We start from the raw sequence: 23,499 nt of genomic DNA, 5'->3' as shown, positions 1-23,499 counted from the left end.
AGGTGCATTTTTTTTATTCATCATCTAATTTTGTTAAATAAATAGGCTCACCTTTTGTCACTACAATCGAATGTTCAATTTGTGCAACACGGGATTTATCAGGCGTGATAAATGTCCAGCCATCACCAGATTCGACGATATGTTCTGCTTTCTCTGAGATAAATGGTTCTACAGCCAATACCATCCCCTCTTTCATAATAGTCGTATCCCAAGCGTCATAATAATTTAAAATATGGTCTGGTGCTTCATGCAATGAACGCCCTAAACCATGCCCTGTTAAATTCATAATAACTGTTAAACCATGTGCATTTGCCTCACGCTCAACCGCCTTACCAATTTGATTTAGTTTAGAACCTGCTTTTACTTTTGTCATAGCGCGGTCAAAAGAACTTTTTGCAACATCACATAACTTTTGTAACTTCTCGTCTTCTCCAACGACAAAGGAAATGCCTGTATCTGCAAAGTAGCCTTTATAAGAGCCAGAAACATCAATGTTAACAATATCACCTTCATTAATTATACGGCTCCCAGGAATACCATGAGCCACTTCATCATTTACACTAATACATGTATAACCTGGAAAGTCGTACTCCCCTTTTGGCCCTGACACTGCGCCCTTTTCTTCAAACATACGGCCTGCAATATCATCTAATTGCTTTGTTGTTACGCCTGGTTTAGTTGCTGCTTTCATAGCTTCTCGAATCTCTGCCATAATGCGGCCTGCTTTTTTAAACGCCTGTAATTCTTCATCAGTAGTAATAATCATAAAAAATTCCCTCTCATCTTTATAAGATAAGTCAATAATATCATAGTTTTTGATTTCATAAACGGTTTCGCTTTAGTCATTCTTTGGCAATTTATGTTATGCTTATTTTATATTAAGAATAGAGGTGTTTGTACATGGAAAATAATCGAGTTTTAAGCGCTTTGAATTATTTTAGCTTATTTTTTGCACCGTTTTTATTTCCTGTCATTGTGTGGATTTTAGTGAAAGATACTGACGTTCGTTACCATGCAAAACGTGCATTACTATCACATTTAATTCCTTTCCTCTTTGGGTTGTTTTTTGGATTTTTATTCTTGACTACATTTGTTGTTAAGCAAGATGCTTCTAACGCAGATACACTTTTTGGTGTCTTAGCTGTTGGTGGGTTTATCTTCTATCTTATTATCACCATTGTTTTAATGATTTGGAATATCGTGCAAGGCTTACGCTTGTTAAGGTTTTAACATATACACTTTAGGTTATTACACATAATAAAGGAGTGGTTATTATGGCACAAAACACAAAAAAAGAAAGTGGCTTAACAATTGGCAATGTGATTCGATTCGCCATTACCTATAGCCCTATTATTATCCCGATTGTAAAAAAAGTGCTAGATGCGCGTAAACAAACAAAAAGGTCCTAATAAAATAAGTGGTAAAGGGAAATGTTGTAATCCCTTTACCACTTTTCTATTTGACTATAATCGACTGCGATGCTATTTTTGCAGTATTAATGTTGTCATTTCTGGACGGTTAAATAAACGCAGTTTTAATGTCCCACTCCCTAAACCTCTACTCACATACATTTGTTTATCTTGATGTTGATATAATCCTGCATCATAAAGAGGGAACCAGTCTCTCTCTGGCGATACTACGCCGCCCACAAAGGGAATACGTATCATACCCCCGTGCATATGACCAGCCAGTGTTAAATCATAACCGAATGATGCGTATGTCTCAAAATACACAGGATTATGTGTGAGTAAAATATGATAACCTTCTTCATGAATCGGCTCTCCCATTACCTCTTGCATAGTATCTAACGAAAAATGATACGGCAATGTGTCATTGTCCTGACTAATATCACGATAATAACGAAGATTAAACCACATTCCACTCAGGGTGATCTCTTGTTGTTTTCTCTTAATTTTCGTGTGTTCATTATCCAGTACTGTAATGCCTAATTTTTTTAAATCCGTTACTAATTGTGTACGCGCAGCTAATGGCATCGCTTGCTCATGGTTACCAACAATATAATAAGTATCGTAAGTTTTGGCAATTTGCTCAGCAATATGTAAAAATGGTGCTGTACTTTTATCTAAAGTACTAACCATATCACCTGTCATAACTACAATGTCAGGAGATTGTTTGGTAATTTCACGTAATAGCATTTCGTTATTTTTACCATAAACTTTATTATGTAAATCGGTTAGTTGGACAATTTTAAAACCATCAAAAGCTGATGGAATCTCGTCATCTTTTATCGTAATTTGTGTAACCTCAACACGCGAGAAATAAACATACATTCCACCTATTAATACTAAAAACAGTAGCCATTTGCGCATATTACCCCTCCTAAAAAGGAGATTATATCATAATTCTAAAACATAAATAAAGACACAACCTCTCAGTCAACACTGTGTGAATAGCCTAAGAAAATAAGAGAGCCGAATTCCGACTCCCTTACCATACTTCTTTTACTTAATAATAATTTGCGTTGTACTAGAGCCTTCTGCATTTTTCTGTACTTGCAAAATGGCTGGCATTGCATTTTTTAATTCCTCCACATGTGAGATGACACCAATTGTACGTCCGCTCTGTTGCAGTTCAATTAAAGTATCAATCGCCTTAGTGAGAGAGGCATCGTCTAATGAGCCAAACCCTTCATCAATAAACATCATATCAATTTGAATATTCCCTTTAAATTGCTGAATGACATCTGCCATACCTAAAGCAAGACTTAATGAAGCATTAAATTTCTCGCCTCCTGATAAGGTTTTTACATCCCTAATTTGATCAGTATATACATCATAAACATCTATAGTTAAGCCACTTTGTGCATTATGACGCGCTAATTTATCTGAACGTAATAAACGATACTGTTGATTGGCGAGATGTTGCAGTCTTAAATTAGCTGCTTCAATAATTTGGTCAAAATAATACATTTGTACATAACGTTCAAATGACAATTTTTTCGTATTATCACCTTGTCCACGTAACATATCATCTAAATGCTTAGCCGCTTGGTACTTAGTTTCAATATGAGCCATTTCCTTATGTACGGCTTGTAAGTCTAGCAAAGATTGTTCACACAAGTTAACGGCTTGTTTAACGTGATGCAATTGTTCATAACAAGAAGATTTTACTTGTTGTTGATTTTGCAAAGCCATTTCTATTGGTTCAATAGGTGCATAAGTCACACCTTGTAATTGCTGGTCTGCCTCTGCAATTTGTTTAGCTAAGAAACTTCTTGCCTCATCAAATGTAGTAATAGTAGTTTGCCATGCTTTAATGTCTTCTTCACTCGTTAAGGCTTGTTCATATGCTGTTATTGATAAGTTATGCTTTTGGAGCATTTGTTGCAGTTCTTGCTTGGCTACGTCATATTGTGTAGCTGTCATATCTTGTACCTGTTGTTGGTGCTTAACATTTTCTTCAGCACGAATGCTTGCTTGTTCTACTCGTTCTTTTTGTTCATTGAATGCCTTGACTTCCTGATGCCACTGTTGTAACTGTGCTTCACCTTGTTGCAGTTCTGTTTGTATACTGGTTAATGTCACATGTGATGGCACTTGCTGCTGGTATACCGTCAATTGGCCTTCTATAGTTTGTTTTTCGCCTTCAAGTTGTTGTGCCTTTATCATAAGGTTTTGATAATTCGCTTGTTGCGCTTGCCAAGCGGTTTGACATTGCGTAATTTTTTGTTGTTGCTGTTTCTTTAATCCTTTATGTGTTTCTTGTTGTGCTAATTGTTGTGTCACATATGCGATATCACTTTCAATATCTTCCGCTACCTCTATCGATTGTTGGTATTCTGCTAGCTGCTCATTCAACTGGTCTTGCTTGACTTGTAAAGTAGTCAACTTATGATGGATTGCCTCATATTGCGCTTGTGCTTCTTCATATTCTGTTATCGATACGACGTCTTGTGCTAATGGCATTAAAGCAATATTTACAGTATGGCCACATACTGGACACTCATCGCCATCATGTAAATGATTGGCAATTTGGGCAGCTTCGTAATGAAGAAACCGTTGCTTGACTTGTGCTACATGTGCTGTCATCTGTTGTTTAACTATTGTTACTTGCGCGATTTGCTCTGTTACTTCTTTCAGTTGTTGGCGACATTGCTGTTGTTGATTTATCAATTTTTGTTGTTGCTCAAGATCACGTAATGATAACTCATAATTGGTATGATCTTCTTGCTCTTCTAATTGAGCGAGTTGTTGTTGGGCTTGTTGCAAGGCTTCTGTATAATGCTCGTATTGTTTCTTTGCCTCATCACGCTGTACAATCATAGCTTGCAACTGTTGTTGTTGCGTTTGTAACAATTGTTGTTGCGCTGTTATTTTCTCCATAATAGGCAACCATTGTTGATATTGTAAAAGGCGTTTTTCTATTTGCTCATACGCCGCTTTTCTTGTATTAATTTTTTGCTCTTGTGTTTGTAACTCTTTTTGATATTGTTGCTGTTCTGCTTGCTTTTGCATAGCCATCTGCACGTGTTGTTGTGCCATTTTATGCGCCTCTTCTGCACGTGTTTTGTGCGTGACAAATGGCTTGATCTGTTGGGCTTGTTGCGCCATTTTTAATTGCTGTTTAAGTGTGGCAATTTGGGTGAGTTGCTGCTCATACTGTTCATACTTTTCCTTGCGTTGTTGCTGAGCTTGTAATTCCGCATTTTGTTGGCGTTGTTGCTGTAACTGTTCATTTATTTTTTGTTCCTCTGCAACAGCGTCTTCGTACTGCTGTTCTGCTTGCTGTTGCAACGCTTGCAAAAACTGCACTTCCTGTTGTAGCGCACGTTCAATACGGAAAATGTTCAAAGCTTCAAGTTGTTGAATAGCTTCACTATGTGGTAAGTTTTTTTTCAATGTTTTTACTTGTTGTTGTAGTTGTACTTCAAAACCTTCACGCTCTTTATTCAATTGTTGACATCGTTCTTTAACGTGTTGTGCGACTAAGTCAAAGCGTTCAGTAGTAAAGAGTTGTTGTAAAATAGCCTCTTTATTTTTAGAGTCAGAGGTTAATAATTTACGAAATTCACCCTGTGGTAACATCACAATTTGACTAAACTGAGCTTTGCTTAAACCTATGAGTTCTATGATTTTAGCGTCAATCTCACTGACAATAGCACGCTTAGTTAATGGGACTTCGCCATCTGCGGTCATTTCTACGAACAAAAATTCTTTACCTGTCACTGTTTTTTGCCCTGCTTTAATATGACCCGGTTGTCGTACAATGCGGTATTGTTTACCACGCAATTCAAACACTAACTCTACACGAGTTGGTATTGTATCATCCGCAAAGTCACTACGTAGCATGGTTTGGTCATTGCGATCCTCGCCACTAGCGCTGCCATATAAAGCAAAGCAAATGGCATCAAAAATTGTTGTCTTACCTGCTCCTGTTTTACCAGTAATCGCAAATAAACCGTATTGATGAAGTGTGTCGAAATGAATTTCTTCACATGTTTTATAAGGGCCAAATGCGGTCATTTTAAGTGTTATCGGTTTCATGAGTTCGCCTCCTCACGCATGCTATGTGTCAACGTTTGCAATGCTGTTTGGAATAATTTTGTTGTTTCCTCTTCAGGGTATTTCCCACTTACTTCTTTATAAAAGGCTTCGAATAATTGTTCATCTGTTAAACCTTCTATTTGGACAGTAGTTGTGGATGTTAAATGTTTTGTTGCGATTATGCGCTCGACATGCATAGCATTAGGGAATACTGTGCGCACCTTCTCCATCAGCATCGCAATAGGTTTTTCGTCTAATAATTGTACAAAAACATAATCGTCACTTTGAGGCTGTTGGAGTAGCTCTGCTAAGGTCATTTTGATTTTTCGCAAATCGCGCTGTGGAATGAGCGGTTGCTTTTCAATCTCTAAATTACCATCACCTTGTAATGTAACGATATAATAGCCCTTCTCGTGTTGATGTTCTGAGGCAGAGTATTTTAGTGGAGAACCTGCATATCGGACATGCTCACTACCTACTTTATGTGCTTTATGTAAATGTCCTAATGCTACATAATTAAAATTTCCAAACAGTTGGGCGTCCACATACTCTACCCCACCAATAGCAAGCGGGCGCTCTGAATCACTTGTATTTTCCTCTTGTTGCCCCATTGGTGTAACGAACGCATGCCCTACAAAAATATGTCGTTCACCCTCTTGCATAGTTTGCTCGATTTGATTAACAATTGCTTGCATTGCCTGTTGATGTGTACGAATGGTATCATCTTGAAATGCGTAACGTACTTGTGAAGGCTCTGCATAGGGCACTAAATGAAAATGGACAATGCCATGTTCGTCCTCGAGTTGTACACATTTGATATCACTTGTTAATTCACCTGCTACATGGTAACCACTAGCTTGCATTAACTCACTACCAAACTGTAAACGCGTTGGGCCATCATGGTTACCTGCTATACTTAATACAGGTATTTTTAGTGCTAGTGTCAACTCTGCAATAATTTCATTTAATAAATTTACAGCTTCTACGGGTGGTAATGCTCGGTCATACACATCCCCTGCAATAATAATGACATCGGGTTGAATCACTCTCATTTGTGTAATAAATTGGTGCAAAATATAAGATTGGTCTTCCGTCATATACACACCTTGTACTAATTTTCCTAAATGCCAATCTGCTGTATGAACAATTTTCATTCCAATCCCTCCAAATAAAACGTATGTTCTCTAATTATCAAAAAGTAGAGAAATCTCTTTTACAAAAGATTTCTCCACGTATTATTTATTTGTTATGTTGTTCTTGTGCGATTATTTCTTCAAAGCTTATGGGGTTTGCTGGTGGCGCGACAGGGATTTGTATTTGACGATTAGTATATTGTTGTAAAAATGCATTTGCCATCACACGATATCCTTCTAAATTGGGATGAATATCTGCTACGTTAGGTAAATAACTGCGGGCATTTGTCCCAAATTGTTCGTCTACAGCAACAAAATGAGCTTTTTGCTTTTGAGCAGTTTGTTGTAATAGTTGATTTAATGTAGCAATTTGTTTAACAACACCCTGCTTTTGTTGCTCATGCACATAAGGATAAGCAAAATAATATCCCATTACATAAACGTCGGCTTGTGGTGCTAATTGTTGTACACGTTGTAAAATCTTTTCCATATCTTTACGCACGCCATTTAAAGCAAAATTAGCCACTGTTTGCTCAAATGCTACCATACCCGACCTTACATCGCGTTTAATAAGCGGTAATACATTATTTGCTCCTGCTGAAATAGTAACAAGTGTGGCATCTTGTAGTATTTTCTTTGCTTCTTTTTCGTTTAGTTGCTTTAGTACATCTCGAGTTGTATACCCTGGAAAAGCTAATTTTTTACTAAATGTATCAGGTTGTATGGCTAATGCTATCATGCCCGTATAACCTATATCAATTTCTTGGTAGGGTGTTTGCCCAGCAGCTAAAGAATCACCAATTGCTACATAATTTTGTGCTGAAGCCGTTATCGTCATAAAAGAAAAACAGAATGCTAAACTTACAATAAGTTTTCTCATGCTATCTCCCCTCTACTTTTAAAATGCCCAATTTCCTTTTCGGAAGATGGGTTCAACTGTACCATCTTTTAATATACCATCAATATCCATTTCTGCGCTACCAATCATAAAATCTTCATGCGTGATAGAGATGTTTGCTCCTGCAGTTGCAATTTCTTCATCAGTAAAGTCACGACCACCTTCTAAACAAGTAGGGTATGCCTCACCAATCGCTAAATGGTTAGACGCATTCTCGTCAAATAATGTGTTAAAAAACAAAATTTCAGAAGCAGAAATTGGCGATTCATGAGGAACTAACGCTACCTCGCCCAAATAGCGAGAGCCCTCATCTACTTGCATTAGTTGTTGTAATAAGTCTTGGCCAACACCTGCTTGTGCTTTTACAATTTTGCCATCTTCAAATGTTAATGTGAATTTATCAATAATATTACCTTGATAAACAAGTGGTTTTGTATTGCTAACATAACCATTAACCCCTGTTTTTAATGGCAATGTATATACTTCTTCTGTTGGCATATTTGCCACAAAAGATACTTGTTGTGGGGTTGTGCTGCTAGCTGCTAACCATTGATGTAATGGTGGTAACTCAATCGTTAAATCTGTACCTGGCGCTTTATAATGTAATTTATGATATTTTTTTTCATTTAATATGTTTGCGCGTTGTTCAAGATTTAGTAAATGGTCACGCCACTTTTGAACGGCATCTCCTTCACCAATACGCACCGTACTAAAAATAGCCTCCCATAGCGCTGTTACACCTGCTTCAGCCGATAAATCAGGATAGATTTTTGCTGCCCAGTCCTTTGAAGGTACGGCTACTATTGACCAAGCAATATCGTCTTTCATTGCTGCTGCACGATACTTGGTTAACGCTTGTCCTGCTACTTTTTGTTGCGCCGAAATGCGGTTGACATCAATCCCTGATAATAAGTCTGGGTTGTCTGCATCAATCCATAATAATGCGCCACCACGCTCTACAATCTCATTCCGTTGTGCTGCTGACCATTCTGGATAACGCTCAATCTCTGCATCACTAGCATGCTCGTAAAATGCACGTGTCATCACATCGTCTGTTAATTGTACATGCACACGGCCTGCGCCTGCCTCATATGCTTTTTTCACAACGAGACGTGCAAATGGCAGTGCCTCTGTATTTGTATTCACTAACAAGTATTGGCCCTTTTGAATATTGACCCCAACTTCTACTGCTAACGCTGCATAGGCTTCTAGTTTGTCTTGGAATGTCATTGTCATTATTTTTTCCCCTTTTTCTTAAGCGTATTAGCATTGCCTTCTACTAATTCGCCTTGATAATATACTACTTGAACAGCTTTGTTTGGTAATTCACGGATTAAGCGTTTATAGTCTCGCTCGTCTCGGTAAGATAATAATGTTAATACTGTACCATCTTTGCCTGCTCGCCCTGTGCGTCCTGAGCGGTGTAAATATTGTTCGATAGTGCGTGGTACATCAACGTGGATAACATGTGTTAAGCCATCAATATCAAGCCCTCTTGCTGCTAAATCTGTTGATAGTAAAATACGTGCATCGCCTTTACGGAAGCTATCCAATGATTTTTTACGCTCTTCCTTTTTCATCTCGGCATGTAAGGTTGTAATAGGCGCATTACGGTACTGTAATTTTGTTTCTTTCATTAGCACTTGGTCAATATTATTAACAAATGCTAGGGCACGCATACCTTCTGTTTGGGACAATTTACGTAGAAATTCTGTTTTATCACGTTCGTCAATTTTCATATATAAATGTTGTACTTTACTTACCTTAACCATATCTTCTGGTCGAATGCGTAAGCGCATTGGCTCAAACATCATACGTGTTGCCACCAATTCGATTTCATCCGTTATCGTTGCGGATACTACAACGACTTGTCTACCATATTTAGAGCCATCAATAAAGGATTTCACCATCACGCGATATTCTCGGCTTAATAATTGGTCGCATTCATCTAAGACCACTGTCTCAATATCTTTTAACTTTAATTTACCTGCACGTACTAATTCATTTAAGCGCCCCGGCGTACCTACTACAATTGTTGGCTTCTTTTTTAGTTTTTCAACTTGTCGCGCCATATTAGCACCACCAATTAATTGTTGTACTGTAATATCTGTACCTACAATCCATGTGCGAATGACTTCTACAATTTGCATCGCTAACTCTTGTGATGGTGCTACAATTAACCCTTGTGTAGCTTTACGCGTCCCGTCTAATTTATGTAGCATTGGCAAGACGTAAGCTAATGTTTTACCTGAACCTGTTGGTGATTCTGCCACAATGTCTTTACCTGCTAACATGGCTGGAATCATTTCTTCTTGTACTTTCATTGGACTCTCAAACGTCCACTTTTGTTGTAAATCTTTATTTAGTAAATCAATGCTAGACATCGTCTACTCCCACCTTCAGTTATAATAATTCATTATAGCATTCATTGAACGCTACACTGAAACAAATTCACACCACTTTAAGGAGGTTTATGAATGTATGCACTAATTAGTGATTTACATAGTAATTATGAAGACACTTTAGCTGTTTTAACACATATTAATCAAGTAGCGCCAAAAGCTACTATCATTTGTCTAGGCGACCAATATGAGTGCCATATTAGCAAGCGAAAAGCGGGCAAAAAACAGGTACCTTTGTCTAAAGCTATGACATATGATGCACGCTTTGAAAGATTATTAGCCTTTCCTACAATTATTGGAAACCAAGAAGAACGAATTGACTTAGCAACAGGGCAAACTCAATTTATACATTTGCCACACACTATTCGTATTCCTAATGCTACGTTAATTCATGGGCATCAATTTGACTGGAATGAACATTTTGAGCCTACTTTTCCTGCCTTTACAACACCTCTTGTATTTTTTGGTCACAGCCATCGTTCAGCTATCTACCAAGGCAACAAACGAATAGATGTAGGTACAGCGTATTCTTTCATAGCTAGTGAACCTTGCTATATTAACATAGGCGCTGTCATTGATTATCGTGAATGGTGTTTATATGATAGCCTTACATGCCGTATTTCTTTTATGCAAGCACCTCATAAAAATAAATAAAAACCAACTGACTCATGTCAGTTGGCTAATCTCTCATGGTGAGGATATAACGTCTTCACAATAACATTTATTATTTTATTAGTGATATTTCTTTTTATCTTCAATAACTATTTCTCGCAGTTGCTCTAATATCGCAATGACTTCTTGAGAGGCTGCTGTTAAATCCACCAAAACTTCTTCCGCCTGTTGTGTTTTACCATCATTATGAGTTTTTACAGCCTTACATGCTAACTCATACATGCGCAAATAAGGCGCTTCTAATTGTTGAAAGACGACCTTATCTCCTAGTGTCTCTTGCCCCTTACCGTAATACCAACTACCAAGACGTGAGTCGCGTGCAGTGCCCATTTCTTCTACCGTCATATGGTCAAAACCAAGCAACAGGTTATAAATACGCCAACGCCATAATAAATGATCTGTAATGGCCAGTGAAATGACGTCTTCATGGCTAATGATAAAGTTTTTGGAAATCGTCGTAGCACGGTACGCATCAATCATTTGGCTCAGTTGATAAATCGCTTCCCCCGTATGGAACACAATATCTTTACTTTGCTGCATACTCGTTAAAATATTACGATTGCGTGCCGTAATATCCGATGCGGCCTCATTTTGCGCCCTTGTCAGTTGTGCCATCTCCTCAAAACGTGTCCCTTGATGTTGCAGATGGGTATTTAACTCCGCGAGTGTCGTTGAAATCCGCAGCGTATCTGTAACCCCTTGATGTAAATCCGTCGCAAACTGTTGGGTAAGGGCATCAATATCATGTGTAATGGTGAGTAAGGCGCCAATATCGTCTTGAATGGATTGAATGGATGTTTTCGTATCATCGGCGAGTTTCCGCACTTCTTCGGCCACTACCGCAAACCCTTTGCCCGCATCGCCTGCGCGTGCCGCCTCAATCGACGCATTCAAGGCTAATAAATTCGTTTGGTCGGCAATGCTTGTGATGAGTGCCATTAACGATGTCACACTTGTCACACGCTCTACAAGTTGGGCAATATGCGCTTGCATCGTCTGTTGCCCCTCATCTGTTGTCTGCAAAATTTGCGACACATGTTGTAACGCTGTTAAATCCTGGTTTAATGCTTGAAGTGTCGCGCTTGTCGTCTGCGAAATATCACTGACCGTTGTCGCCACGTCGGCAATACTCGTATCTAAGTTTTGCATTGAGTCGTTGGCGTGGACAATATCTTGTTCTTGCCCTTCTTGGAATTGCATCAGGGCTTTAATTTGGTCAAGTTGTGTATTGTACGTAATAATATCCCCCAAGCCATTAACCACAGACCCTGCTTGGATTTCAATATATGTCTCGACAATGATTTGTTGGTCAATCGTCACCAAGCTATCATAGGAGAGTAACACTTCTAACATCTTTTGAGGCTCATGAGCAAAGCGGTCAACAATGAGCGGAATAATTAATTGATTCACTAACGTATACGCCGAAATCATCCAGTTTGGGAGCACACCTAAGCGCGCATGCGTATACGCAATCTTGCGGCGTTTAAACACATAATTTAAATCTAACTCGTCTTGAAAGAGACTAATAAAATGCGCATCAAAGGTTTTTTTCAAGCGTTCTACCGTTGTATGCGTCTCAATCACATGGGCAAAGTCAGGAATCGCCAAGAGGCGGTCATAAAAGTTATCTAAAATGGCGACACGATTCTCCTCATATAAGTCCTTAAGAAACAGGACAGATTCCCTACGAATGCGTGAAAGCGCCAAAAAATCAAGCTTTTCTTGAAACCGCTCGTTTGCCCCGATATCGGATTGATTTTCGGTATTAAAATATTGATATAAATCAATTTTTTTCTTTTTAAAGATCATCTTCATCCCCACCTTAGTCGATAGTCGTGACTTTTTAGTATTCCTTTTAGATATATAGGCTATAAAATGGCGCATTATGCCATAACTTTTGTCATTACTTTATTATACTCACTTTTTTAAATGATAAACATGATTTTGTTGATTTCTTACAAAATGATGATTAAACTGAAACTTTTTACACACTTCATACGTTAAATAGGTGGGCAAGTTTGTAAAAAAGAGAGAAGGAAGCAGCCTAATCATAAAATATTGGAGGGAAATAAATGAGCAAGAAAGCAAAAATTTGGACATTAGTGATTGTCCTAATTGTCATTGCTCTCGGCGTTACAGGTTTCATTTTTAAAGATAAACTCTTTAGCTCAGAGGATGAGTTTGGCGAGTTTGACGAACCAATTATGGTGGAAACTGTTCAAATGCAAGAGTTAGGTGAAAGTATTTTAGTAACAGGAAAAATTATTCCAAGTGATGAACAAAAGGTTTTCCAAGAGGCGGAAAACGGTGAGATAAAAGAATTTTTAGTGCAAGAAAACCAAAAAATTAAAGCAGGTACCCCGCTCTTTACATACGATGATACTAAAGTAAATAGTGATTATGCCAAAGCTATACGCGCACGTGATTTAACGAATAATCGTCTATCTATTTCATTAAATGAATTAGCCAATGCACGCAAAAATTTAACAAACATGAAGAAAAACCCTGAAGTTTCACGTGAAGAGTTAAATGCTGCAGCTAAAGAAATTAACCAAATGGAAATTGAAATTGAAGCTACTAAAGGTGAAGTCTCTTCTTATCAGGATGAAATTAATACTTTAACAACACAAAAAGAAAAGCTTGTTGTTAAGAGTAAAATTGATGGCACCATTGTGAAAGTCAATAAAAATGTAGAGCCTGGTGAAAACGGTGCGAATGAACCAATTGTTCATATTATTTCAAGTGGCCCATTTAAAGTTATTGGTTCTATGAGTGAATTTGACACAGTAAAAATCAAACAAAACCAAGCTGTTGTCATTCGACCAAAAGTGTTTAAAGACCGTACTTGGGACGGCACAATCGAATCTGTATCACACTTCCCTGAAGGTGGTGACACTGCTGGTGGCGAAGATTTTGGCGGCGGCAGTGGTGGCAATGTTACAATGTATCCTTTCAAAGTAAATATTGCTGGTGATACTGCTGACTTACGTCAAGGCTTCCACGTATCGTTAGAAATCAATGTCTCTGACTTAGAACAAAGTGAACAACTTGCGATTCCTCATATGGCCCTTGTGTTAGATGAAGAAGGTAATGAATTTGTTTATGTATTAACAGATGAAGATATTTTAGAAAAGCGTACCATTGTGTTAGGTGATATGAATGATATGTTTGCAGGTGTAGCTGAAGGGCTAGAACTTGGTGATCGTATTATTACCAATGGTTATATTGTTGAAGCTAAAAAATTAGAAGTTGGTAAAAAAGTAAAAGACTACATGGATGCTAACGAAGGTATGATGGAAGATGGAGGCATGGTTGAAGATGGTATGATTGAGGAAGAACCCGTAGATGGTGAAGAACCACCTGCAGAAATGGAGCCCGAAGCAGAAACGGAGGGTTCACAAAATGATGAAGCTAAATAATATCACAAAAGTTTATGGCAGTGGTGATTTAAAAGTACCTGTTTTACATGGCATTGACCTTCAAATCGAAGATGGTGAATTTGTTGCGATTATGGGGCCTTCTGGTTCTGGTAAATCGACATTAATGAACATTATCGGCTTCCTCGATAAGCAAACAGAAGGCACATATGCTTTAAATGGTAAGGATATTAAAGATTCTAAAGAGAAGGACTTAGCTCGCTTACGCAATGAGCATATTGGGTTTGTCTTTCAACAATTCTTTTTGCTACCACGGTTAAATGCACAAAAAAATGTAGAGACGCCTCTTATTTATGCTGGTGTTAGTAAAGCTGAACGTGCTGAACGTGCAAAAGACTTGCTGACTAAAGTGGGATTAAAGGACCGCATGGGGCACTTACCTAGTGAGTTGTCTGGTGGGCAAAAACAACGTGTAGCAATCGCACGTGCACTAGTCAACAACCCTTCTATTATTTTAGCGGACGAACCTACAGGTGCTCTTGACTCTAAAACAGGCGTTCAAATTATGGAGTTATTAACGGCGTTAAACCGTGAAGGTAAAACAGTTATTATTGTTACTCACGAAGAAGAAATTGCAGCATACACTAACCGAACAATCGTATTAAAAGATGGTTTAATCCTTGAAGATAAGAAGGTGACAACGTGAATATATGGGAAAGTTTTATACTAGCGTTATCATCTGTCTGGAACCATAAAGTACGCTCAATCCTAACCATGCTTGGCATTATTATTGGGGTGGGCGCTGTAATTATTGTTGTAGCCATTGGTGACGGTGCTAAACAACAATTGTCTGATGATATGTTTAATACAGATGAAAATGCGATTACGCTACAGTTTGAGCCTATGATGTCTGAAGAGGACGACGGTATGATGTGGATGGAACCTCCAACGGTTACCTCAGAAGATTTAGCACAATTACGTGAAGTACCTGGTGTCAAAAGTGTATTAGGGACTAACAATGGTTGGGGAACATTCGTTAACAACGATAAATCTTCTGAAATGCAAATTACAGGTGTTGATAACCAATATTTCATTACAAAAGATTTAAAATTATTAGAAGGTCGACGTTTAAATACACGTGACAACGATAGTTACTCACGCGTCGTTATGATTGACTCTTTAGTGCGTGAAAAATTGTTTAAAGCAGATGAAGAAGCTGTTGGAGCTATTGTAGACATTAACGATAACCCTTACAAAGTTGTAGGTGTTTATGAATCCATGTTACCTAAAGAATTACAAGAAATAGATGGATTCTCAAGTGGTGAAGCGCTAATGCCACGCACATTAATTGCTATGATGTTTGGTAGTCAAGAAATAGACACGATTAATGTCATTGCGGATAACCCCGAGACTGTATCAGAGACAGGGCAAGCTGCTGCTGAAAAACTTAATGAAATTATAGCTAGTGAAGATGGTATGTACATACCTGATGATATGGCTAAATATGTAGAAGAGAGTGAAAAATTCTTCACTACCATTACTTTATTCATTAGTAGTATCGCTGGCATCTCTTTATTAGTAGGTGGTATTGGCGTTATGAATATTATGCTTGTGTCTGTAACAGAACGTACACGCGAAATTGGTTTACGTAAAGCACTTGGTGCCACACGTGGTCAAATTTTATTACAATTTTTAATTGAGTCGATTACATTAACATCATTAGGTGGTTTAATTGGTGTAGGCATTGCTATATTAATTACAACGATTGTTGGTTCATTCTTGCCATTTACACCGATTCTTAACCCCGTTATTATACTAATTGGTGTATTGTTCTCGTCATTCATTGGGATTGTATTCGGTATTTTACCTGCAAATAAAGCGTCTAAGCTTAGCCCAATCGAAGCTTTACGCTACGAATAACAAATAATAAAAAGAGAAGTGATAAAAATCGCTTCTCTTTTTTATGTTTAAGTTATGGGTTACTTAATGGGTTTAAAATACTTTGCGTTGGTATACTGTATGACTTGTTAACCATGAAATGACATATAAAATTATCGAAATAATAGCACCAAGTCCATATAGTATAGGTTGTGGCGTTTGGGTAATGAAATTTGAAATTGCCGGCAAATACTGCGATAAAAAACGAAAAACTATAGGCCCCATACTCGCTAACACAATCAATCCAATAATCATAACTGCACCAATATAACCTGGTTTTAAGATATAAAACAAGGGAAAGGCAACGGCACTAAAAATAAAGAACATACCTACTGCAAGAGCAATATCTTGCCAGGTAAAAGGGAATCTTGCCACATATAAAATTACACTTGTTACCGCAACTGCCATCACCATATAAATAATAGCTCCCATATACTTTGCCACAACAATTTCTTTACGTGTATAAGGTAAAGAATTTAATAATACATTGGCATCGACTTGCTCTTCATAAATATAACTATTTAGCGGAATATACAAACTTGCCATTAAAAAAATAAAGCTCGGGCTCATATGTTGACCAAAGAAAGCATAAAATACAATGAAAGGGATAAATAAATACAGCTGTTTCTTTTGAATAATTAAGTCTTTTATCATCAAATTATACATAGAGAGCTTTTCCTCCTTTAGCATAAAAAATAATATCTTCTAATGATACTTTCTCAAGCTGGACTTGGTGCCCTAATAACTGTGCGACCTTCTCTGTATGACCTGTTAGCGCTTCAAAATGATTGCCTTGTTGCCTAATGCTTATAAAGCACGTATTTACTTCGTCATTCAATAGAGAAGTAGAGCCTTTAACAAGTGCATAATTTTGCATAATATTCGCCTTCGTATCTGTAAATAATAATTCGCCTTTTTGTATAAATGCCACACGGTCTGCAATACGCTCCAAATCGCTTGTAATATGGGTGGAGAAGAAAATACTCCTCTCACCGTCGCTCACTATCTCCTGTAAAATATCTAATAATTCTCTACGAAACACAGGGTCCAAACCGGCTGTTGGCTCGTCCATTAAAATAAATTCTGCCTTGTGGGATAATGCCATGGCTAATGATACTTTCATTTGCATGCCTTTTGAAAAAGTTTGAACGGCCTTGTTCGTTGGTAACTCAAATAATTTAATATACTGATTAAATAATTCATTATCCCAACTTTGATAAGCAGGTGCAACAATCCTTCTTATATCTTTTATATGTAAATCCTTATAAAAAATATTGTTATCATAAACGAAACCAATACGTTCTTTTATCGCCTTCTCATGGTGGGCATATTGTTGACCAAACACTGTAACCTCTCCTGTATCTGGCTGCAACAAATTCATGATCAATTTAATCGTTGTTGACTTACCTGCACCGTTTGCTCCTATAAACCCTGTGATCTCTCCTTTTTTAATTGTTAAGTTCATATTTTTTATAGCAAAGCCATTAAATGATTTTGTCACATTTTTAAAAGCTACAATATTTTTCATATGACTACCTCCTAATAATAGTATATATACTTTATATACACTATATACTATATTAACAATAGCTGCAATAAAAAATATAGCTAGTCTGTTACATTTGCCGAATATACATATAATCAATAAAACAAGTGGTAAAGAGAAAACTGACCTTTCTCTTTGCCACTTGTTTACTTCAAATTTATTGTTATTGTCGTTGTGCTGCTTTTAAATAAAAGATAAGCTCATCTAATGAAATATTCTCCATCACAACATGCTCTCCAAATATATCGGCTATTTCTCTTTTACAGCTAGCTAATGCTCTGAATGTGTGTGTCTCTTGAATAATATGAATAAAATGCGCTTTAGTATCTCGATCTAATAATGTATTACTCCCTTTCACCACGACGTAATTTTGTAAAATTTCATCTGTTGGTGCATGTAAAAGTATTTTGCCTTGGTCTAATACAACAATATAATCGGCATAACGCTCTAAATCACTCGTAGTATGGGTGGAGAAAAAGATACTTCTCCCTTCCTCTACCATAACTTGTTGAAAAATAGCCATTAACTCCATACGAAAAGCAGGGTCCAAGCCGGCTGTTGGTTCATCCATAATTAATAGCTCTGCGTGGTGAGATAACGCGATCGCAAGTGATGCCTTTGTCTGCATACCTTTAGAAAAATGTTTTATTGCCTTCTTCATCGGCAACTCAAACTGCTCCACATAATGTAAGAACGTAGCTTGGTCCCATGTGGGATAAGTAGGCGCAATCATTTTCTGTATCTCTTGCAAATTTAGCCATGGATAAAAGATATTTTGGTCATAAACAAAACCAAGGCGACTTTTAATAACCTTTTCTGCTTGTGGCTGTTGTAAGCCAAATACATGCACATCCCCTGTATCAGGTTGTAGTATGTTCATTATCATTTTAATAATCGTTGATTTGCCCGCACCATTTGTGCCAATAAAGCCTGTTATGTAGCCTTTTTTCACTTTTAAGTTGAGTTGGTCAATCTCAAAAGAGGCAAATTTCTTGGAAACGTTGTGAAACTCAATCACATTTTCCATCTTACTCACTCCTCATAAAGCAACTTTAATAATGCTTGTAATTCCTCATAAGGTAATCCAATCTCTTTACTATTAGCAATGACGTCTTGTAACTGCTCCTCTATTACACGCAGTTTTTTCTCTCGAATGACACTCATGTTTTGCTCTGCCACAAAGGAACCTTTGCCAACAATTAAATAAATAAAGCCCGCTTTTTCAAGTTCTTCATATGCACGTTTTGTTGTAATTACGCTAATATGTAAATCTTTTGCTAACTGTCGAATTGAAGGTAAAGGCGTGCCCTCTGTTAACTCACCCGTTAAAATTTTAGCTTGTATTTGTTTGTATATTTGTTCGTAAATTGGCTCTTTGGAACTATTTGAAATAATAATTTCCATCTTACTCCCCCCTTTTTTGAGGACTTGCGTAACTTGTCATTGTTTATTTTATTAGTATAGCTGATATAGCTCATATATTCACTAAGCACACTGCACTTTACTTGCCAATCCACAATATAAAAACAACCTACCAATAGCTTAGCAGGTTGTCTCATGTTACTTTTTAACGTCAACATAGTGATTACGTATGCTATATTGAATTAACTCATGCGTCTCTTTTAATTGTAACTTATGCATCATATTAGCTTTATGGCGTTCTACAGTCTTTGTGCTAATATGGAGCTGCTCACCCACTTGTCGATTCGTATAGCCTTGTCCTACAAGGCTTAATACTTCTGTTTCACGTGGTGTTAAAACAGATGTTGCAGCGTTTCTTTTTAATTTAAGCAACACTTCTGTTGGCATTTTCGTTCGGTAAAAAGATTGACCGTTGCTCACGGTTTGTATCGCTTCTTCTAGCTCATTCTCTTCACTATTTTTCAACAAATAACCCGCAATATTGAGTTGTAAGGCTTGTTTAATATACGCTTCTTCATCATGCATTGTGAGCACAATAATTTTAGCTTGTGGCACTGTAGCTTGTAAACTTTTAGCTACAGTAAAACCATCTAAGCCTCCTGGCATCGATAAATCTAATAAAATAATGGCTGGTTGCTGTTGTTGCGCTAATGTAATGGCTGCTGTACCATTATCCGCTTCAATAATCTCATGAACAGATGGTATTTTTTCAAGCAATAACCTTACACCTTTACGAATTAATAAATGATCATCTACAATTAATAGTTTCACTTACTCACCTTCTCGTAGCCATTCATTCTTTGGAATGTAAGCATTAATTTTTGTGCCTTCACCTAAAATGGACTGTATCATTGTTTCACCTTTCAATTGTGAAATGCGCTCCCCCATATGCAATAAGCCTAATCCTTCTCGTTTAGCCTCCACATCAAAGCCAATGCCATCGTCTTCTATACAAATACGTAAGCCAAAACGATCTTTTTCAAATGTAATGGTAACTTGCTGTGCCTCTGCATATTTCATAATATTATGAAGAGCTTCTTGTACAACACGGTAAATATTAATTTCAGCTACCGCAGTTAAACGCTCATAACAATTTGTGTGTAATGTAATCGTTAAATCTGTTCTTTTTTTACGCAATGATTCAATTAAGTTTTCAACAGTTGGTATTAAGCCAAGTTGGTCTAAACTTTTAGGTCGCAAGGATTGAGAGTAAAATTTAACATCTGCCATCGCCTTACCTACTTCATCTCTCACCTCTTTTATATACGCGTGGAGTGCTTCATCTTCTATGACGAGTGATAAATTATCCATTGCAATGGCTACACTGTACAAAGACTGACCTACCCCATCATGTAATTCTTGACTTAATCGCTTATGTTCAGCTTCTTTTGCTTCGGTTAAATGTTGTAACATCTTCTTAGATAACCTTGCCTTCTCTTGTTGTTCTTTTATTGTGCGGTCTCGAATTACTAGTAAATAGTGCTTCTCTTGTGTATCATCCGCCTCATAAATTAAAGCATTACTCATTTCGACATTAATTAAATACTCGCCTACTCTTGGTAGTTTAGATTCAAAATAAGGGACTTTTCCTTGATTGGCAATGAGATAGCAACGTTCTTCGTGTAATTGTAACGGACGAGACTCACAATAGGCACAGTAAGGCACAACATCACCTACCCGCCATCCCATAAGTTTTTGGGCAGCTTGATTAATCTTTTTAATTTCACGCTTCGTATCCATAATAATAATGCCATCTTGCAGATGGTGAAATAGCTGTTCAGCATAGTTCATACTGTCACCCCCTTCTTCTAGTGTACAAAAAAAGAGCGACGAAAACGCGTTTCGCCACTCCATTATTAACGATATTTATTCATCGTTGTTAAAAATGCTTGCATCATTTTAAGTCCATCTTGCACGACAGGGTCTTTAATCATCTTCATTAAGCCAAATACCGAAATAGGTGCATTATTTTTAGTACGTGCAAACTCTTCTTTTGTTGCTGTTAAAATTTCCTGACCTTGGTCTAATGGCAAATATAAATTCACAGTTTCCTTTGTTGTTGTTAGGAGTTGGTCTACCGTACGCTTATCACTCCACACACTTTCAGCAAAAGCCGCGATGTTATCAAGTTGCTGCACTAGTGGTGTGAGGCGTGGCAATAACTGCATTAAATCCATCATAGCGTTTACGTGTTGCTCTGTTAGGTGCAAGCGTTCTATTTTTTCTTCCACATCATTAGCTATGACCTTCAAGGATTGTTCATCTTGTAAGGAAGAGGTGATAAAGTCGAGTTTATCTTCTGCTACTTTTAACGTTTCAACGAAAGTTGGTAATTTTTCGACTAAATATTGTAATGAAGCAATTTGCGCTTCATCTTCTAACTTTAACATTACATCTGCAAGTTCTTTAGTTTGTTCAGCCACCTTATTTCCTCCTTTACATTGTGCCTTTTAGCATGCCATTCCAATACATCATAGGTAATACATTTTTCTTTAACATATGCATGCTATGACGCTGTTTACGCTGGTCAATAGGGAATGATTCTTGCGCTTCATAACCATAAATAAACTCAGCTAACATCACTGTGTTATAACCTGTCACTACAGGACAAGACGAGTAACCATCATAACGTGCTGTCATGGCTTTCTTATTTTTATGTGCAAGTAAATTATCAACAGCTACTGGTGCTTGCTTACGAATAGCTGCACCTGTACGAGAAGTCGGTAAACTTGTACAATCGCCTGCTCCAAAAATATTCTCATACTTCGTATGACGCAATGTATACATATCTAAGTCTACCCAGCCTGCCTCATTCGCAATAGGGCTTTCTTTAATAAAATTAGGTGCTGACATAGGTGGCGTAACATGAATCATATCAAAGCCTCTTGTAATCGTTTCGCCTGTTTCAATATGTTTAAACGTCGCCTTTTGTGCTTTGCCATCAATCTCCACTAAATCCATGAAGTAGGTTTCTTCAATATGCTTCTCTTTCACTAATTCTTTTAATACAGGATAGTAACGTTTCACAGGGAATAAATCATCCATACCTGAAATAAATTCAATCGTCGTCTTGTCACGTACACCCGCTCTTCTAAAATGCTCATCAGCAAGGTACATAATTTTTTGCGGCGCACCTGCACACTTCACTGGCGTAGAAGGCTGTGTAAAAATAGCTCGTCCGCCATTTACAGCTTGCATTGCCTCCCAAGTACTCTCTACATAATCTTGATGGTAATTACTGCACACACCATTTTTACCTAACGTTTCTTTTAGTCCTTTAACCTTATCCCAATCTAATTGAATACCAGCGGCTACCATTAAATAGTCATAGTGTACAACTGTGCCTTCAACCGTTGTTACTTCATTTTCATCTGGACGAAAAGTGGCAACAGCCTCCGCTAATAACGTCGCGCCCTCTGGCACAACCTCTTGCTGTGGACGCACATTATCTTCTAGTTTTGCATCGCCTCCACCTACTAATGTGAAGAATGGTTGATAATAATGTTTATCGGCTGGATCTATAATCAGAATTTGATTTTTTAAATAAGGTGCTTTACGCAATAATTGAGCCGCCATCGTAATACCTGCTGTGCCTGCCCCAACAATTGCAATCGTTGTATTTTTCGTTGTCATAAAAAAAAGCCTCCTCAAAATGTTGTTGTACCAACTACATTTATCATAGGAGATTAATCGGTTGCTGCCTATTAGGGTATTCCCTCATCTTTAATTTGATAGCGTTCACAAACTTAACTATTTTTTATACCTATACCTTGTATAAAAGCAGTAACTCTCACATATCGTTTACTGCTTTTATACGTTGATTTCTAATTTATAGTGTTAGTAATTTATATCCCCAGTTCCTTCATAATGGCTGTTACTTTATCTATCCGTTCATGTAAATCTTGACCATTGTATCGTGGCAACGTCATTTCTGTTGCGATTTGACCATCACGCATAAATAATATGCGCTCTGTCTTTGCTGCAACTTGGGCGTCATGGGTTACGAGCATGACGGTCGTGCCATTTTGATTGATTTGTGTGATGATGTTCATAATTTCTTTAGCCGACTTTGAATTAAGCGCGCCTGTTGGCTCATCTCCGAAAATCACTTTAGGGTTACTTAATAATGCACGACAAATTCCAGCACGTTGTAGTTGTCCGCCAGACATTTGTGTAATATCACGCTTCTCTAATCCTGAAATGCCTGTGCGCTCCATTAATTCCTGTGCCTTTTTGATAATAGTTGAGCGATGTTTTCGTTTATCACGCATAGCAGGTAATATAATATTATCTAACACATTTATGTTTTTTAATAATGTCGGTTGCTGAAAAATAAAGCCCATCTTATTTCTACGTAAATCAGCCAACTCATTTTCTTTTAAAAGAGCTAACACTTTACCGTCAAAAGTCACTTGTCCTTCCGTTACTTTATCCATCCCACTCAAGGCATGCATTAATGTAGATTTGCCAGAACCAGACGGCCCCATAATCGCAACAAATTCCCCTGCTTGTATAGTAAGTGATATATCACGTAGTACAACTTGCTCCTCATCACCTACACCAAATTTTTTTATGATGTTTTGCGCAGTAATTATATTTTTCATTAG

Annotated in this window: 23 protein-coding genes; 6 read left to right on the top strand and 17 right to left on the bottom strand. The window is 37.5% G+C overall.

Annotated elements, in window-relative coordinates; all coding sequences use genetic code 11:
• Positions 1–13 precede the first annotated feature (13 nt).
• Positions 14–766: a type I methionyl aminopeptidase gene (gene map, locus IEW44_RS14260; protein ID WP_188615734.1), complete on the bottom strand. Its 753-nt coding sequence runs from the start codon at positions 764–766 to the stop codon at positions 14–16.
• 134 nt (positions 767–900) lie between these two features.
• On the opposite strand from map, the gene IEW44_RS14255 reads away from it, so the two are divergent.
• Complete coding sequence (locus tag IEW44_RS14255; RefSeq protein WP_188615733.1) at positions 901–1,230, top strand: magnetosome magnetite crystal formation protein family; 330 nt, start codon at positions 901–903, stop codon at positions 1,228–1,230.
• Positions 1,231–1,274: 44 nt separating this feature from the next.
• Positions 1,275–1,409 (top strand): small protein YxzF, encoded by a 135-nt coding sequence (yxzF, locus tag IEW44_RS16040; RefSeq protein ID WP_268236389.1) that lies wholly within the window; start codon positions 1,275–1,277, stop codon positions 1,407–1,409.
• Between the two features lie 72 nt (positions 1,410–1,481).
• Here yxzF and IEW44_RS14250 read toward each other — a convergent pair whose 3' ends face one another.
• The 6 genes from IEW44_RS14250 to IEW44_RS14225 all read right to left on the bottom strand — a co-directional run bounded on the left by IEW44_RS14250 (position 1,482) and on the right by IEW44_RS14225 (position 9,919).
• Positions 1,482–2,330 (bottom strand): metallophosphoesterase, encoded by an 849-nt coding sequence (locus tag IEW44_RS14250; RefSeq protein WP_229704261.1) that lies wholly within the window; start codon positions 2,328–2,330, stop codon positions 1,482–1,484.
• A 132-nt stretch (positions 2,331–2,462) separates the two neighbouring features.
• Positions 2,463–5,504 (bottom strand): AAA family ATPase, encoded by a 3,042-nt coding sequence (locus IEW44_RS14245; RefSeq protein WP_188615732.1) that lies wholly within the window; start codon positions 5,502–5,504, stop codon positions 2,463–2,465.
• Positions 5,501–6,658 carry an exonuclease SbcCD subunit D gene (locus tag IEW44_RS14240; RefSeq protein WP_188615731.1) on the bottom strand — a complete coding sequence of 386 codons (1,158 nt, stop codon included), beginning with the start codon at positions 6,656–6,658 and terminating at the stop codon, positions 5,501–5,503. The genes IEW44_RS14245 and IEW44_RS14240 overlap by 4 nt, the downstream gene beginning before the upstream one ends.
• Positions 6,659–6,743: 85 nt before the next feature.
• The gene (locus IEW44_RS14235; RefSeq protein ID WP_188615730.1) at positions 6,744–7,517 is read right to left on the bottom strand and encodes an SGNH/GDSL hydrolase family protein; all 774 of its coding nucleotides are present in this window, start codon (positions 7,515–7,517) and stop codon (positions 6,744–6,746) included.
• An 18-nt stretch (positions 7,518–7,535) separates the two neighbouring features.
• The gene (locus tag IEW44_RS14230) at positions 7,536–8,765 is read right to left on the bottom strand and encodes an aminopeptidase (RefSeq protein WP_188615772.1); all 1,230 of its coding nucleotides are present in this window, start codon (positions 8,763–8,765) and stop codon (positions 7,536–7,538) included.
• A 5-nt stretch (positions 8,766–8,770) separates the two neighbouring features.
• Positions 8,771–9,919, bottom strand: a complete 1,149-nt coding sequence (locus IEW44_RS14225) for a DEAD/DEAH box helicase (RefSeq protein WP_188615729.1) — start codon at positions 9,917–9,919, stop codon at positions 8,771–8,773.
• 93 nt (positions 9,920–10,012) lie between these two features.
• On the opposite strand from IEW44_RS14225, the gene IEW44_RS14220 reads away from it, so the two are divergent.
• Positions 10,013–10,591, top strand: coding sequence for a metallophosphoesterase family protein (locus IEW44_RS14220; protein ID WP_188615728.1), 579 nt, complete (start codon positions 10,013–10,015; stop codon positions 10,589–10,591).
• Between the two features lie 78 nt (positions 10,592–10,669).
• On the opposite strand, the gene IEW44_RS14215 is transcribed toward IEW44_RS14220, so the two are convergent.
• Positions 10,670–12,418, bottom strand: coding sequence for a protoglobin domain-containing protein (locus IEW44_RS14215; protein ID WP_188615727.1), 1,749 nt, complete (start codon positions 12,416–12,418; stop codon positions 10,670–10,672).
• A 263-nt stretch (positions 12,419–12,681) separates the two neighbouring features.
• On the opposite strand from IEW44_RS14215, the gene IEW44_RS14210 reads away from it, so the two are divergent.
• From IEW44_RS14210 to IEW44_RS14200, 3 genes are read left to right on the top strand one after another with little or no spacing between them, the layout of a single operon-like run.
• Positions 12,682–14,028: an efflux RND transporter periplasmic adaptor subunit gene (locus tag IEW44_RS14210; protein WP_188615726.1), complete on the top strand. Its 1,347-nt coding sequence runs from the start codon at positions 12,682–12,684 to the stop codon at positions 14,026–14,028.
• A complete protein-coding gene (locus IEW44_RS14205; protein WP_188615725.1) occupies positions 14,012–14,692 on the top strand; it encodes an ABC transporter ATP-binding protein in 681 nt (226 codons plus the stop codon). Before IEW44_RS14210 ends, IEW44_RS14205 begins: the two co-directional genes overlap by 17 nt.
• Positions 14,689–15,906: an ABC transporter permease gene (locus IEW44_RS14200; protein ID WP_188615724.1), complete on the top strand. Its 1,218-nt coding sequence runs from the start codon at positions 14,689–14,691 to the stop codon at positions 15,904–15,906. Before IEW44_RS14205 ends, IEW44_RS14200 begins: the two co-directional genes overlap by 4 nt.
• 72 nt (positions 15,907–15,978) lie before the next feature.
• Here the strand turns inward: IEW44_RS14200 and IEW44_RS14195 are convergent, their stop codons facing one another.
• The 9 genes from IEW44_RS14195 to IEW44_RS14155 form a co-directional block, all read right to left on the bottom strand.
• Entirely contained in the window at positions 15,979–16,590 is a 612-nt protein-coding gene (locus IEW44_RS14195) for an ABC-2 transporter permease (RefSeq protein WP_188615723.1), read from the bottom strand.
• A complete protein-coding gene (locus tag IEW44_RS14190) occupies positions 16,583–17,452 on the bottom strand; it encodes an ABC transporter ATP-binding protein (protein WP_188615722.1) in 870 nt (289 codons plus the stop codon). Before IEW44_RS14190 ends, IEW44_RS14195 begins: the two co-directional genes overlap by 8 nt.
• A gap of 181 nt (positions 17,453–17,633) precedes the next feature.
• Positions 17,634–18,497 carry an ABC transporter ATP-binding protein gene (locus IEW44_RS14185; protein ID WP_188615721.1) on the bottom strand — a complete coding sequence of 288 codons (864 nt, stop codon included), beginning with the start codon at positions 18,495–18,497 and terminating at the stop codon, positions 17,634–17,636.
• Positions 18,498–18,502: 5 nt separating this feature from the next.
• Entirely contained in the window at positions 18,503–18,874 is a 372-nt protein-coding gene (locus tag IEW44_RS14180; protein ID WP_188615720.1) for a GntR family transcriptional regulator, read from the bottom strand.
• Positions 18,875–19,030: 156 nt separating this feature from the next.
• Positions 19,031–19,663, bottom strand: coding sequence for a response regulator (locus tag IEW44_RS14175; RefSeq protein ID WP_188615719.1), 633 nt, complete (start codon positions 19,661–19,663; stop codon positions 19,031–19,033).
• Positions 19,664–20,683, bottom strand: a complete 1,020-nt coding sequence (locus tag IEW44_RS14170; RefSeq protein WP_188615718.1) for a PAS domain-containing sensor histidine kinase — start codon at positions 20,681–20,683, stop codon at positions 19,664–19,666.
• A gap of 65 nt (positions 20,684–20,748) precedes the next feature.
• Positions 20,749–21,315 carry a helical membrane plugin domain-containing protein gene (locus IEW44_RS15935; RefSeq protein ID WP_229704260.1) on the bottom strand — a complete coding sequence of 189 codons (567 nt, stop codon included), beginning with the start codon at positions 21,313–21,315 and terminating at the stop codon, positions 20,749–20,751.
• 13 nt (positions 21,316–21,328) lie between these two features.
• Complete coding sequence (locus IEW44_RS14160) at positions 21,329–22,525, bottom strand: NAD(P)/FAD-dependent oxidoreductase (RefSeq protein ID WP_188615717.1); 1,197 nt, start codon at positions 22,523–22,525, stop codon at positions 21,329–21,331.
• A gap of 212 nt (positions 22,526–22,737) precedes the next feature.
• Positions 22,738–23,496 carry an ABC transporter ATP-binding protein gene (locus IEW44_RS14155; RefSeq protein ID WP_188615716.1) on the bottom strand — a complete coding sequence of 253 codons (759 nt, stop codon included), beginning with the start codon at positions 23,494–23,496 and terminating at the stop codon, positions 22,738–22,740.
• Between the last annotated feature and the right edge of the window lie 3 nt (positions 23,497–23,499).

The organism is Lysinibacillus alkalisoli, assembly GCF_014643595.1.
GTDB lineage: Bacteria > Bacillota > Bacilli > Bacillales_A > Planococcaceae > Metalysinibacillus > Metalysinibacillus alkalisoli.
Note: the sequence above shows the minus strand (reverse complement) of the source record. Positions and strands in the feature narration are given on the sequence as shown.